The following is a 13,751-nucleotide window of genomic DNA, read 5'->3' as shown; positions in this document are numbered from 1 at the left end:
TCGCCGGGGCAGGCGGGAATCCGCGCCGCGGCTTCGGGGAGCGGGGAACGCAGCAGGCCGACCTGGAAGGGCGGACATGATGACCACGATGCGTGCGGTGCAGGTGCCCGAGGCCGGAGGACCGCTTGAACTCGTCGAGCGCGATGTCCCCGAGCCCGGTGACGGCGAGGTGCGGGTGCGCGTGCAGGCGTGCGGGGTGTGCCACTCGGACATGTTCGCCAAGGAGGGCGTCATGGGCGAGGCCACACCGTTTCCCATCATCCCCGGCCACGAGGTCGTCGGGACGGTCGACGAGGTGGGCCCGCGGGTCTTCGGCTCCTGGTCGCGAGGCGAGCGCGTCGGCGTGGGCTGGTTCGGCGGCGCCTGCTACCGCTGTGATCGCTGCCGTCGCGGAGACTTCATCACCTGCGAGAACGGGCGGATTCCCGGTATCACGTTCGACGGCGGCTACGCCGAGACCGTCGTGGTGCCGGCCGACGCACTGGCGCGGGTCCCCGACGAGCTCTCGGCCGAGGACGCTGCGCCGCTGCTGTGCGCGGGGGTCACCACGTTCCACAGCCTGCGCTCCAGCCCCGCGCGGCCGGGCGACCGCGTCGCCGTGGTCGGTGTGGGCGGCCTCGGCCACCTGGGGATCCAGTTCGCCGCGAAGATGGGCTGCGAGGTCGTCGCGATCTCGCGCGGCCCGGACAAGGCCGGGCTCGCCCGTGAACTCGGCGCCCACCACTACATCGACTCCACGGCGCAGGACGCCGGCGAGGCGCTCACCGGGCTCGGTGGAGCCGAGGTCGTGCTGTCGACCACCTCCAGCGGTTCGGCCGTCGCCTCGGCGGTCGCCGGGCTGGCTCCGCGCGGCCGGGTGGTAGTGCTGGGTGCCGCCGAATCGCCCATCGAACTCGACGCGATGAGCCTGATCAGCCCCGCCGCCTCCATCGCCGGACACCCCTCGGGCACGTCGAAGGGCTCCGAGGACACCATGCGCTACTGCACGATCACGGGCGCTCGCGCGATAATCGAGACCATGCCGCTGGAGCGGGCCGCGGAAGCCTACGACCGGATGCTGTCCAACGACGCACGGTTCCGGATGGTCCTGGCCACGGGGCAGTGACGGTCGACGGCCGCCGCGTCCGAGCGCGGCGGCTGCGCCCAAGGCACCCCGCCGCCCAACGAACTACAGGGTGCGGCCGAACAGGTCCAGCAGCGCCGCCCAGTGCCGCTCGGCCGCTCCGGCGTCGTAGCTGGCGGTGTCGGCCTGGGTGTATCCGTGGTGGGCGCCCGCGTAGACCTCGGCCTTGTAGCGGACTCCCGCGGCCGCCAGGGCCCCCTCCAACCGGTCGATCTGCTCCGGCGGCATCGCCCCGTCCTGGTCGGCATGGGCGAAGTAGAGCTCGGCGCCGATCCGGTCGGCGAGCAGGTGCGGGCTGTCGGAGTCGGTGGTGGCCAGGTTGCCGCCGTGGAAGCCGGCCATCGCGGCCACCCGGTCCGGGTGGGCCCCGGCCGTGCGCAGCGCCAGGGCGGCGCCCATGCAGTACCCGACCACGCCGACGGGCCCGCCGGCGGTCTCGGGGAAGTCCGCGAGGCGGTTCAGGTAGGCGTCGGCGTCGCGGACGGCGAGCTCGGGGGTCAGCGACTGCATGATCGGGCCGAGACGCTCGAAGACCTCCGGACGCTGACCGGGGTCGATGAACTCGGGCAGCTCCACGACCGGGGAGCGGCCGTGGCGGTAGAAGACGTTGGGCACGAGCACCGTGTACCCGGCTCCGGCGAGGCGCTCGGCCATCTCGTGCAATCGGGGGCGCAGGCCGAATGCGTCCATGTACATCAGGACGCCGGGGTGCGCGGCGCCGTCGTCGGGATGCGCCAGGTAGGCGTCGGCGGTGCCGTCCTCGGTGGTGATGTCCACGGTCGAGCCATGCACGGTGGCCATGAGCGCTCCCTCTGCGTTGCACGTGGCGAAGGTATGCCGGCGGGCGAAACCCGGTCTGCCCCGCGCGGCACCGCGCCGTTCGATACCGGACGATCCGGGCGGGCTGCGGCCGCCGCCGGGCGGCGATCACGACCCTATCGGCCCGGATCCGCCGTTTCAGGGACTCACTCGCCCGTGGATGTGTCTGGTGGTTGTTGGATGAGCGGTCGTGGACCACCTTTACTTTGTAGATTTGGTCCTGGGTCGGGAGAAGCCACCGGTGCCCCGGCAGGCCGACGGCGTGTGACCGGCGGCTCGCCCGCCATCGGCACCGCTGCCCGCCGCCGGTCAGCCGGCTGCCAGGAAGGCGCGGCCCATCTGTGTCGGGCTGGAGCCGCGGAACAGCGCAGTGGTCGGCCCCGACTCGCCGGTGCCCAGGCCGAACCAGGCGTGGCGCCGGACGAAGGGCAGCTCCGCCAGCATCTCGGCGGAGGCGGTGACGAAGGCGGCCTGCTCGCTCGGCGCGGGATAGCGCGTGCCCTGGGAGAAGTCGATCAGCGCGTACTCGGTGAGCCAGATCGGCTTGCCGTACTTCCGGTGCACCGCTGTGAGGTATTGGCGCAGCTGGTCGACGGCCGGACCGGTGCGGAAGTCGGCGCCGTACCAGTGCACGGCGATGAAGTCCACGCGGTAGCCGCGCTGCTCGACGCCGTCCATGAACCGCTCGAGCCATCCGCCCTCGGTATCGGCGCCGTAGGCCACAGCCGGACTCCCCAGCGTGCTGCCCGTCTCCTCCAACCGGGGCCACAGGGAAAGCGCCTTTTCGACGCCCATGTCGGCCTGGCCGGTCATGTCCGGTTCGTTGAAACCGAGCAGGTAGGGACCGGCGGCCTCCGCTTCGGCCAGGGCCCGGGGGGTGACGGACTCGGCGCCCCAGATCATAGGCACGAACTCGGTGCCGGCGGGGGCGGCCACGCCCGGATGCCCGGTGGCCCAGGTGTAGTACCAGTCGGCCCCCGAGCGCCGCAGCGCCGCGTCGTCACCGTCGAACTCCCAGACCCCGACGCCCCTGCCGGAGGAGGCGGCGTCCGGGGCCGCCTCCGGTTCGGGGACGGCGGCGGTCGCGGACGGCGGAGCCGCCGCCGATGGCGAGGGCGCCGCGGACGAGGCCGCGGGCGCCGGGCTCGGCGACGCGGACGGCGAGGGGGCGGGGCGGTCGTCCTCAGCCGGGGACGCCTGAGCCGCGAGGGGGCCCGGGGCGGGGGCGTTCGCCTGCGGAGCCGAGGGTCCGCCGCCCGCGACGGCGACCGCGGCCAGGACTCCCATGGCGACCGCCCCCGCCCCCGTGGCGGCCAGGGCGTTCCTCCGGGCGGCGGGCGGGCGCGACCGGCGGTGCCCCGACGAAAGCGCACGGCGCCGCGAGGGCAGGGCGGCACCGTGCGCGCTGCCGGCCGGCCCGGATCCGCTCGGCACGCCGTCTGCGGGCGTCGGAGGCGGATCCTGCGGGCCGGCCGGCGCCTCGCCTCCGGCCGCCCCGGCCGCAGCGTGCGGGGTGGCGGCGCGGGCGGCCTCGGCGAGGGCCTGGTGGAGAGCGGGGGGCGGGGTGATGAGCGGCAGGCCGCGCAGCAGTCCTTCCACCGGCGCGAGCCGACCGGCGCGGCCGCCGCTCCGGCCGCAGGCGGCGCAGTCGCGCACGTGGCGCGCCAGCCGCTTGCGCCACAGCGGGCCGGGAACGCCGTCCCAGCCGCGGGTATCGCGCTCCAGGTCCGGACACGGCGGTCGGGCCGCCAGCGCGCGCACGATGCCGCGGCCCACCTCGATCCGATCCTTGAGGCGGCGCACCCGCATGGCGGCGTGCCGCTCGGACAGCCCGAGGGCGGCGGCCAGCTCGGCGCGTTCGAGCCGGCCCGTCTCCTCCAGCCACCACAGGGACAGCAGTTCGCGGTCGTCGGCCTCCAGCCAGCGGGTGGCCTCGGCGACCTCGCGGCGCTGGTCGCTCAGGTTGAGCCGCAGGATGGTCAGCGACGCGAAGTCGGAGTCGTCGGGCAGCTGCTCGGCCTCCGGCAGTGGCTGGAGCCGCTGTCGCGTCCGCTGCTGGACGCGGATCCAGTCGCGCACCTGCCGCACGGTAACGGCCACCATCCACGATCGGTACGACTCCGGCCGCTCCAGCTGCTCCAGCCCGCGCACGATGCACAGCAGGCTCTCCTGCACCACGTCGTCCACGTCGCTATGGCCCGCCAGGGCGCGGCCGACGATGTTGTAGACGAGCGGCAGCGACTGCGCGAGCAGCCCTTCGACCGCCTGGGGGTCGCCGCGCCGCGCGGCGGCCACCAGCGAGACGTCCGGCCCGGCCTGGGGCTCGTGACTCATCGGCGGTTTCCCTTCGGTGGCTTGTGCGGACGCGGGGCGACTGCGGCCCTGTGTCCCGCTCCACTTCTGGAGACGGCGTCCGAACCCGCAGACAACAAAAAATCACCCGGAAATCGCGAACGATTCGCCGGGACGCTGCGGACAACGCGCTCATCTGCCGAAACGCGAATCCGAGCCGCGGGGATCAGGCTGGGGCGGCCCCGGAGGAGCCCGCGGCGAGGCGGAGTCGGGGCACCGACAGTATCCGCCGGTCGGGCGCGAGCCGCGACCCGCCGGGGGCGGACCAGGCACGGCCGCACGCGCCGACGTCCCTCGCCGCCGCCCGGCCGCGTCGACGACGGCCGCGGGGAGTAGCACCGCAGCAGAGGTCCGCGCCGGGTGCGGCCGGTCCATCGTTTGTCGGCGGACCGCTGCAGCCGCCGTGCCGGCCTGAGGTCCCGCCGACGGCAGCCACGCCGAACTAAAACGTTCACATTCCCTCGGCTGCACGTCGCGACACCTCAAAACGACATTGACCCCGATCACAGCCACTTACCGCAAGTGCCGTGGCCGCATCCGGCCACACCGTTGATCACCTCAGGCGTTCATCAGTAACTTCACTGAAACGTTTTAAGAGTGGTGCCGATCACGCACCGCTCCCGAACCGCGCGGACGGCCCCCGTCCGTCCGCGCACCCCACCCCCATCCCCGTCCCCCGCACGAACACCACCCCGCCGCCCAGCGGCGTGGGAAGGAGCACCATGCCCGCCGACGACAGCGCCGACCGCCCGACGCCCACTCGGCTCTCCCGCCGATCCTTCATCGGCGCCGGAGCCGCGGTCGGCACCGCCGCGGCCCTGCAGCCCGCCGTCGGCCTGCCCGCAGCGGCGGCCGCACCCGGCGGCCGCGAACTGGCGGCCGGGCTGCGCAGCCCCGAACGCGCCGTCCAGGCCAAGTTCCGCTGGTGGTGGCCGCACGGCATGGTCGACCCCGCCGAGATCCGCCGGGAGATCGACCAGATCGCCGACGCCGGATTCGGCGGTGTGGAGATCGCCGACGTCCACCACAGCGTCGAGGACGACCTCGCCCCCGAGCGCACCGGTTGGGGCACGAAGCCGTGGCGCGAGGCGCTGGAGGCGGCGCTGGCCCGCGCGCGCCGGCGCGGGCTCAGCGTCGACCTGACCATCGGGCCCGCCTGGCCCGCCGCGGTCCCCACCGTCACACCGCAGGACGCCGCGGCCGCACGCGAACTCGCCCACGGCGTGCGCTTCGTCGCTGCCGGCGAGGACGTCGGCGGAGCGCTGCCCGAGCCCGCCGTCGAACCCGGCGAGGGCGTAAGCGACCGGTCCCTCTTCGCCGTCCAGGCGCTGCGGCTCGCCGACGGCGCGTCGCCCCAGGACACCCCGTGCGCGCTGGTGGCCGACAGCCTGGTCGAGCTGACGTCCTCCGCCGACGGCGAGGAGCTGTCCTGGAGCGCGCCCGCCGAAGGAGGCGGCACCTGGGCGCTCATCGCCTACTGGGAGCGCGGCAGCGGGCAGCGGCCCGAGCGCGGGCCGCACACCGAGCCGGTGTCCTATGTCGTGGACCACTTCGGCGCGGCGGGAACGCGCGCCGTCACCGACTTCTGGGACGAGCGCATCCTGACTCCGCGCATCCGCCGCCTCCTGCAGGGCCCCGCCGGCGGGGCCCTCTTCGAGGACTCCATCGAGATGGAGACCGAGGCGACCCTGTGGACCGCGGGCATGCCGGAGGCGTTCGCCGAGCACACGGGCTACGACCTGGGGCCCTACCTGCCGGTGCTGGTGCGCGCCCACGAGGACAAGGTCTTCAGCTACGGCTCCGAGACCGACCGGCGGGCCGGCGACGACTACAACGGCGTCCTCACCCGGCTCTACATCGACCACCACATCAGACCGCTGAAGGAATGGGCGCACGGGCTCGGCCTGCGCTACCGCATCCAGCCCTACGGCCTGCAGACCGACGCCGCCGCGAAGTCCGCCGTGGTGGACATCCCCGAGGGCGAGTCGCTGGGCTTCAACAACCTCGACGACTTCCGCTCCCTGGCCGGAGGCCGCGATCTGGGCGGCAACACGGTGCTCTCCAGTGAGGCCGGAGCGGTCTACGGCGGCTCCTACAGCACGACCTGGCGCGAAACCGTCCGCACCGTCTCGCGCGAGTACGCCGCCGGCGTCAACCAGGCGGTGCTGCACGGGTTCTCCTATGCCGACGCCCCCGGCGCCCGCTGGCCCGGCTTCGCCGCGTTCACCCCCTACGACGGGGGCGTCGGCTACAGCGAGTCGTGGGGGCCGCGCCATCCGGCCTGGCAGCACGTCGCCGACGTCGCGGGATTCCTCGCCCGTTCGCAGCAGGGCCTGCAGTGGGGCACCTCCACCGTCGACGTCGCGTTCCTGCGGCAGAAGGGCTATGCGGGTTCCGGATTCGGCGCGGCCTACTTCAGCAAGGAGGGCGTGCGGTCGGGCTGGACCCACCAGTTCGTCAGCCCGCACCTGCTGGAGATCACCGACCCACCGGTCACCGACGGCGTGCTCGCCCCCGACGGACCCGCCTACAGCCTGCTCGTCTTCGAGGGCGACGCGTTCAACGGCCGGGTGACGACGCTACCGCTGGAGACCGCCCGGCGACTGCTGCGCTACGCCGAGGCGGGGCTGCGGATCGTCGTCGTGGGCGACTGGAGCTCCCCTCAGCAGCCCGGGATCGACCAGGACGACGCCGACGAGCTCGCCGCGACCGTGGAGGCGCTGCTCGACCAGCCCACGGTGCACCGCGTCGCCGACCGCGCCGCCATCCCCGACGGCATCGCCGCCCTCGGAGCCGCGCCGGCCGTGAGCTACGCGAAGGACTCGCCGCTATTGCACGCGCGGCGGCGGTCGCGGCACGCGGACTTCTACTTCCTGACCAACTCCTCCGACGACACCGCCGTGGACCACGACGTCACCTTCGCAACGGGGATGCGCCACGCCTACCCGTTCTCCGTCGACCTGTGGACCGGTGAGGCCGAACCCGTGCTCCTGCACCGCGTCGAGGACGGCGGCGTCCGGCTGCGTGTGCGGCTGGCGCCCGGCGCGTCGACGGCCGTGGCGATCGCGCGCCCGCAGTGGGCACCGCACGCCGCCGGGTCGGGCAAGCACATGCCCCCGGGGCAACTGCGCAAGCTCCGGCTCAGCGGCACCGACGCCGACGATGTGCGCCTATCCGGGCGCGACCCGAAGGTGCGGGCCGCGGCGCCCGGCTCCTACACCACGACCCGGGACGACGGCCGCTCCCACACCACGGTCGTCGACTCCGTCGCCGATCCGCGGGAGCTGAGGGAGTGGCGGCTGGAGGTCGAGGACTGGCGGCCGGGCGCGTCGGCCACCGAGACCGAGGTGCGCACCCACGAGCTGGAACTGAAGGCCCTGGCGCCCTGGACCGAGCTGGAGGGGCTTGCCGACGTCTCCGGCATCGGGCGCTATTCGACGACGGTCGAGCTTGGCGCGGGCTGGACCGGCGGCCACGGAGCCTACCTCGACCTGGGCCGGGTCAGCGACGTCTTCCGGGTCAGCGTGAACGGGGAGGACCTGCCGCCCGGCGACCAGCTGGATCCGGTGGTCGACCTCGGCGGGCACCTCCGCCGCGGCGCCAACCGGATCGAGGTCGAGGTCTCCACCACCCTCATCAACCGGATGCGCGTCTTCCGCCCGGACGTCTACGGCGACGTCGGCCGCCAGGAGTACGGCCTGATGGGACCGGTCCGGCTGCTCCCCTACGGCGAGGCGGACCTCTGAGCGCAGGCCCGGCGCACCCGTCCGCCCGGGTCCCAGCCGGGCGGACGGGCAGGCGCGCACGGGCCGCGCCGGGGCCGCGGAGTCGCGCGGCGCCTCGGCGGGCGCATCCCGCCGGCGGTGGTGCGGCTGCCCGTACCGGGCGCTATCCGCGCTCATGAGCGGCCCCGGGCCCCTCGCGCCGCGGCGCGAGGGGCCCGGGGCCGCCGGGTGCTCGTGGGCTCAGGCGGCCTCGGCGACCGCGGCGGCGCGCTTCTCGGCCGGGTCGCTGGGATCCTTCAGCCGGGTCGACAGGGCCGCGACCGCCAGGTACAGGCCGCTGAAGATCAGAGCCACACCGCCGCCGCCGACCAGCGGGTAGAACAGGGTGACCACGACGGGACCCACGAAGGCGGCGCCGCCCGCGCCGAAGTTGAGGATCGCCAGCGCCGCGCCCTTGTCCTTGTGCTGCACCATCGACGGCATCAGCGCCGACAGCGGGACGAACCCGGCGAGCAGCACACCGTACAGGCAGCCCATGGCGATGGTGATCGCGAAGCTCTCGGTGGACACCGCGGCGAAGTACCACAGCGGTGTGGCCGCGGCGCAGCCCAGGCAGCCGAAGATCGTCACGGTGCGCCGCCAGCCGAAGTAGTCGCCGAAGACGCCGAAGAACAGGTTCGCGGCGATGTTGGAGCCGTAGGTGAGCGCGGTCAGCGTGGCGATCTGGGCGACGCTGAGGAACCCGTCGTTGCCGCCGGCGTTGCCGAGTGTGAACGGGAACATCGCGAAGAAGCCGTACTGGGGCGCGGTGTTGACGATGCGCGTCAGCCCGCCCGCCAGCACGCGGCGGTCGCGCCAGAGGATGTCGACACCCTCCAGCAGGCGGCGGTAGCTGGTCGGGTTCTGCACCGACTCGTCGGCGATGGGCTTGAGGCCGTTGGGCTCGCGGCAGGCGAAGGAGCCCAAGGCGCCGCCGATGGCCACCAGCACCATGGACAGGATGAGGGTGTCGTAGAGGGACAGGCCCAGCGGGCCCACGGCCAGCGCAGCGACCCCCGCACCCAGGGTGGGCAGGCCGCCGGTGAAGGCGAACCAGAACCAGCCGGCGGCCGATCCGCGCATGCGCTCGTGGCTGGTGGTCTGCACCCAGACCAGAAAGGCGAAGGCGAACAGCGGGTAGGCGAAGCCGCGGATGCCGTAGACGGTGACGATGAACGCGAAGTTCTGCGTGGGGATGGCGGCGAACAGGAAGATGGCCTCGAAGACCACCCACCACGCGGCGCCCAGCCACATCACCCGGCGCGGCCCCCAGATGGCCGAGAGGGTGCCCGACAGCCACGAGGCCACCATGACGGCGACACCGTAGATGGTCACCGTGGCGAAGGTGGCCTGCTCGCCGGCGAGCCCTCCCCCGTCGGGCTGCTGGAGGTAGTCGGTGAGGTAGCTGATCTCCACGCCGTCGCCGATCATGTAGATCAGCACGCCGACGAAACCCCAGACCAGCGGCCTGGGGATGCCGATCCGCTCGATGCCGCGCAGCGGCGCTGACGCGGGCTCGGCGGGACTGGAGGGGGGTCGCTGCGGCTGGCGGGAACTCGCCGGCTCGTCCATGGTCTCTCCTCGCTGGGGGTGGGCGGTGGCCGGGTCACCGGGCGCCGGTGCTTCGGCCGAGGCGCCGGGCACGCTGGGGTGGGCCCGCGCGCCGCGCGGGCCGCGGGCCGTACCGAGCGGGGGGCGCCGCGTGATCCAGGTCTCACCTACATCACGGAAGAGAACATAACTCGTGTGAAATTAACACGCAATACGTGATTCACTGTTTCGTCGGCGTGACCTCGACGGTGACGCGGTCGCGCAGCTCGTCGAGCAGCCCGTCCTCGACGCCGTCGTCGACGATGACGCGGTCGTAGGCGTCGACGGGGGCCAGATGGTGCAGCGCGGTGCGCGGCATCTTGCTGGAGTCCATGAGCAGCACCCGGCTCTGGGCCGAGGCGAGCATCGCCCGCTTGACCACGACGATCTCCTGCTCCTGGTGGTAGGTCATCTGCGCGGTCATGGCGGAGGTGCTGATGAAGGCGGTGTCGACGCTGACCGAGGAGATCGCCTCGGTGCAGGGCAGGCCGTTGAAGGAGTCGTGGGTGCGCGAGTAGTCGCCGCCAAGCGCGATCAGCCGCACGTCCTTCATCGCGCACACCTGGTCGATGGTGCGCCGGTAGTTGGTGACCACCGTCAGCGGCGCGAGCGGCTCCAGCAGCGCGGCGAGCTGCAGGGCGGTGGTGGAGTCGTCGAGCATGATCGAGCCGCCGGGCTCGACGTAGGCCGCGGCGCGGGCGGCGATCGCGCGCTTCTGCTCGATGCGGGCGTTGAGGCGGTATTCGGCGTCGCTCTCGAAGACCGTGGAGGGCTGGGCGGAGACTCCGCCGCGGAACTTGCGCAGCAGACCGCGGCGGGCGAGCTCGTCGAGGTCGCGGTGCACGGTCATCACGCTGACGCCGGTGAGTTCGGCCAGCTCGACGGCCGTGGCCGAGCCCTGCCGGGCGACGAACTCGGCGATGGCCTGCTGGCGCGCTTCCTGGGGGCGGGCGTCGCCGCGTCGGGTACTCATGGGACCACTGTCCTCGAAGTCCGGGTGGCTGATGGCGGGCGCAGCCCGCGGACGGCACTGCCCGTCAGACGGTATCGGAGGCTTCCCGCGCCGCAGCGGATAACACCGGGGCCTAGCTTAATAACGCATGTGATGTTAATTTAACACCATCGATGTCATAAAGGTGGATGAGAGGACGCGATGAGCAGCAGACTCCACGCGGTGGTGTTCGACCTCGACGGCGTGCTGGTCGAGAGCGACCACCTCTGGGAAGAGATGTGGTCCGGCTACGCCGCGCGCCACGGCGTCGAGTGGGGCTCCGAGGACACCAAGACCGTCCAGGGCATGAGCTCGCGCGAGTGGGCCGACTACCTGAACCGGATGTCGCGGACGCGGGAGTCGGTCGCCGACACCGGGCGCACCGTCGTCGACGGCATGGTCGCCGCCTTCGAGCAGGAGCGCGTCGGACTGCTGCCCGGCGCGCGGGAGACCGTCGAGGCCGTAAGCGCCGAAGTGCCGATCGCGCTCGCGTCCTCGGCGCCGCGCCGGCTCATCGACGCCGTGCTGCGCGGCCACGGCCTGGCCGACCGGTTCACCGCGACGGTCTCCAGCGAAGAGGTCGAGCGCGGCAAGCCCTCCCCCGACGTCTACCTGGAGGCGGCCGCGCGGATCCGCCGCCACGGCACCGAGTGCGCCGCGGTGGAGGACTCCTCGAACGGCATCCGCGCGGCCCACGCCGCAGGCATGGCGGTCGTCGCGCTGCCCAACCCCGCCCCCGGCTACCGCCCCGCCCCCGACGCGCTGGCGCTGGCCGCGGAGGAGGCGCGCGATCTGGCCGACGTCCGCGAGCGGCTGCTGCGGCTGCTCGGCCGCCCGGCGCCGCAGAGGAGCAGCTGATGCCCTCCACCACCGACGCCGCCGCCTTCAAGTCCGCCTGGGTGGAGGGCCTCGTCACCTCCTACTCCCGGCTGGTCGCGCCCGTTCCCGATGCGCACGGCGTGATGAGCACGGGCTCGCCCGAGCCCGGCCGGGTGGCCGTCGTCATCGGCGGCGGCTGCGGCCACTACCCGGCGTTCGCCGGCCTGGTGGGTCCCGGCCTGGTCGACGCGGCCGTGATCGGCGACGTGTTCACCAGCCCCAGCGCCGAGCAGGTCTACCGCACCGCGCGCGCCGTCGACGGCGGAGCGGGCGTGCTGTTCAGCTACGGCAACTACGCCGGCGACGTGATGCACTTCGGGCTGGCCGCCCGGCGGCTCGCGGCCGAGGGCGTCGACTCCCGCACCGTGCTGGTGACCGACGACGTCGCCAGCGGCTCCGCCGAGGACACCGGGGCGCGCCGAGGAGTCGCCGGCGGGTTCTTCGTCTACCGGATCGCCGCGGCGGCCGCGGCGCGCGGCTACGACCTCGACGGCGTCGCCCGCGTAGCCGCCCGTGCCAACGCCATGACCCGCACCTTCGGCGCGGCCTTCGGCGGATGCACGCTGCCCGGCCAGAACGAGCCGCTGTTCACCGTGCCGGCCCAGACGATGGAGCTCGGCCTGGGCATCCACGGCGAGCCCGGGCTGCGCCGGGCGCCCGCCCAGGACCCGGCGGGCCTGGCCGACGTGCTCGTGGACACGCTGCTGCCCGAGCTCGGCGAGGCGGCGGGGAAACGCGCGGCGGTGCTGCTCAACGGACTGGGCCGGACGCCCTACGAGGACCTGTTCATCTGCTACTCCCGGGTGCACCGCCGACTGGCCGGGGCCGGCGTCTCACCGCACCGCCCCGAGGTGGGCGAGTTCGTCACATCGTTGGACATGGCCGGGCTGTCGCTGTCGGTGATGATCCTCGACGACGAACTGGCCGACCTCTACGGCGACCCGTGCCAGAGCCCGGCCTTCACCGCCACCCCCGCGGCGGAGCCGGCCGTGCCCGAACCCCGCACGGCGCCGGCGGCCGCCGCGGCCCCTTCCGGCGCCGCGCTCGCCGGCGCCGACCACGCGGCGCAGGGCGGCGGGGTGGCCGCCGAGGCGCTGGCGGCGGCACTGGCCGCCGTCGAGGCCGACGAGCAGGAGCTGGGCCGGCTCGACGCGGTCGCCGGGGACGGCGACCACGGCCAGGGCATGGTGCGCGGCCTGCGCGCGGCCGTCGCGGCCGCCCGCACCTGCGAGGAAGGCGACGGCGCAGAGTCGGCGGGCCGGGCGCTGCTGCTGGCCGGAACGGCCCTGGCCGACGCGGCCGGCGGCGCCTCGGGGGCGCTCTACGGGCTGCTGCTGGCCGAGATGGGCGGCGCCCTGGTGGAGGCCGGGCCGGTGCCGGTCACCGCCGAACTGGCCGCCACCGCCGTCGGCGCCGCGTTCGACGCCGTGTGCGAGCTGGGCGGCGGTGCCGTCGGCGAGAAGACCATGCTGGATGCGCTCGCCCCCTTCCGCGACGTGCTGGCCGAGCGCGCACGGTCCGGCGCCGTGCTGGCCGACGCCTGGTCGGCGGCCGCCGCCGCGGCGACCGATGCGGCCCGCGCCACCGCAGACATGCCCGCCAAGCGCGGACGCGCCGCCCGCCTGGGTGAACGCGGCAAGGGCCACGCCGACGCCGGCGCCACCTCGCTGGCGCTGATGGCCCGAGCCGCCGCCGAGGTCCTCGGCGAACACCGCTCGGCGCCCCCCGTCCCCGATGCCGCCCCGACTGAAGAAGGCCGGTGAACACGCCATGAGAATCGCCGTCGCCGCCGACAGCGCCGGTGTGGCGCTCAAGGACGAACTGCGCGAGCTGCTGCGAACCGACACCCGCATCACCGAGGTCAGCGACCTGGGCGTGCCCGACGCCGCCGACGACCGCGCCTACCCGCTACTGGGTATCGCGGCCGCCGAGGAGGTCGCCGCCGGACGCGCCGACCGCGCCGTGCTGGTGTGCGGCACCGGGATCGGCATGTGCATCTCGGCCAACAAGGTCGCCGGGGTGCGCGCGACCGTGGCCCACGACTCCTACTCCGCCGAGCGGTCGATCAAGTCCAACGACTGCCAGGTACTCACCATGGGGGCGCGGGTGATCGGCCCGGAACTGGCCAAGCGGATCGTGGCCGAGTGGATCGGCCACGCCTTCGACCCGGCTTCGGCCAGTGCGGCCAAGGTCGCCCGTATCAGCGAGTACGAGCGGACCTGACCCGCGGCGG

General features: G+C 73.8%; 9 protein-coding genes. 5 read left to right on the top strand and 4 right to left on the bottom strand.

Going from position 1 to position 13,751, the window contains the following annotated elements; genetic code table 11:
• The first annotated feature begins 88 nt into the window (after positions 1-88).
• Complete coding sequence (locus EKD16_RS11095; RefSeq protein ID WP_242677338.1) at positions 89-1,105, top strand: alcohol dehydrogenase catalytic domain-containing protein; 1,017 nt, start codon at positions 89-91, stop codon at positions 1,103-1,105.
• A 63-nt stretch (positions 1,106-1,168) separates the two neighbouring features.
• Here EKD16_RS11095 and EKD16_RS11090 read toward each other — a convergent pair whose 3' ends face one another.
• On the bottom strand, positions 1,169-1,924 hold the full coding sequence (locus tag EKD16_RS11090) for a dienelactone hydrolase family protein (protein ID WP_131098317.1): 756 nt from the start codon (positions 1,922-1,924) through the stop codon (positions 1,169-1,171).
• A 327-nt stretch (positions 1,925-2,251) separates the two neighbouring features.
• Positions 2,252-4,276 (bottom strand): sigma-70 family RNA polymerase sigma factor, encoded by a 2,025-nt coding sequence (locus EKD16_RS11085; protein ID WP_131098316.1) that lies wholly within the window; start codon positions 4,274-4,276, stop codon positions 2,252-2,254.
• A 740-nt stretch (positions 4,277-5,016) separates the two neighbouring features.
• Between EKD16_RS11085 and EKD16_RS11080 the strand changes: the two genes are divergently transcribed.
• Entirely contained in the window at positions 5,017-8,040 is a 3,024-nt protein-coding gene (locus EKD16_RS11080; RefSeq protein ID WP_131098315.1) for a glycosyl hydrolase, read from the top strand.
• Between the two features lie 219 nt (positions 8,041-8,259).
• Here EKD16_RS11080 and EKD16_RS11075 read toward each other — a convergent pair whose 3' ends face one another.
• The gene (locus tag EKD16_RS11075) at positions 8,260-9,630 is read right to left on the bottom strand and encodes an MFS transporter (protein WP_131098314.1); all 1,371 of its coding nucleotides are present in this window, start codon (positions 9,628-9,630) and stop codon (positions 8,260-8,262) included.
• 199 nt (positions 9,631-9,829) lie between these two features.
• The gene (locus tag EKD16_RS11070) at positions 9,830-10,621 is read right to left on the bottom strand and encodes a DeoR/GlpR family DNA-binding transcription regulator (RefSeq protein WP_131098313.1); all 792 of its coding nucleotides are present in this window, start codon (positions 10,619-10,621) and stop codon (positions 9,830-9,832) included.
• A 180-nt stretch (positions 10,622-10,801) separates the two neighbouring features.
• On the opposite strand from EKD16_RS11070, the gene EKD16_RS11065 reads away from it, so the two are divergent.
• From EKD16_RS11065 to EKD16_RS11055, 3 genes are read left to right on the top strand one after another with little or no spacing between them, the layout of a single operon-like run.
• Positions 10,802-11,497, top strand: coding sequence for an HAD family hydrolase (locus EKD16_RS11065; protein ID WP_131098312.1), 696 nt, complete (start codon positions 10,802-10,804; stop codon positions 11,495-11,497).
• On the top strand, positions 11,497-13,281 hold the full coding sequence (locus EKD16_RS11060; protein ID WP_131098311.1) for a dihydroxyacetone kinase family protein: 1,785 nt from the start codon (positions 11,497-11,499) through the stop codon (positions 13,279-13,281). The genes EKD16_RS11065 and EKD16_RS11060 overlap by 1 nt, the downstream gene beginning before the upstream one ends.
• A gap of 7 nt (positions 13,282-13,288) precedes the next feature.
• On the top strand, positions 13,289-13,741 hold the full coding sequence (locus EKD16_RS11055; RefSeq protein WP_131098310.1) for a ribose-5-phosphate isomerase: 453 nt from the start codon (positions 13,289-13,291) through the stop codon (positions 13,739-13,741).
• Positions 13,742-13,751 lie beyond the last annotated feature (10 nt).

It is taken from the genome of Streptomonospora litoralis (assembly GCF_004323735.1).
Lineage (GTDB): Bacteria > Actinomycetota > Actinomycetes > Streptosporangiales > Streptosporangiaceae > Streptomonospora > Streptomonospora litoralis.
This window is presented reverse-complemented; position numbering and strand designations above follow the sequence as displayed.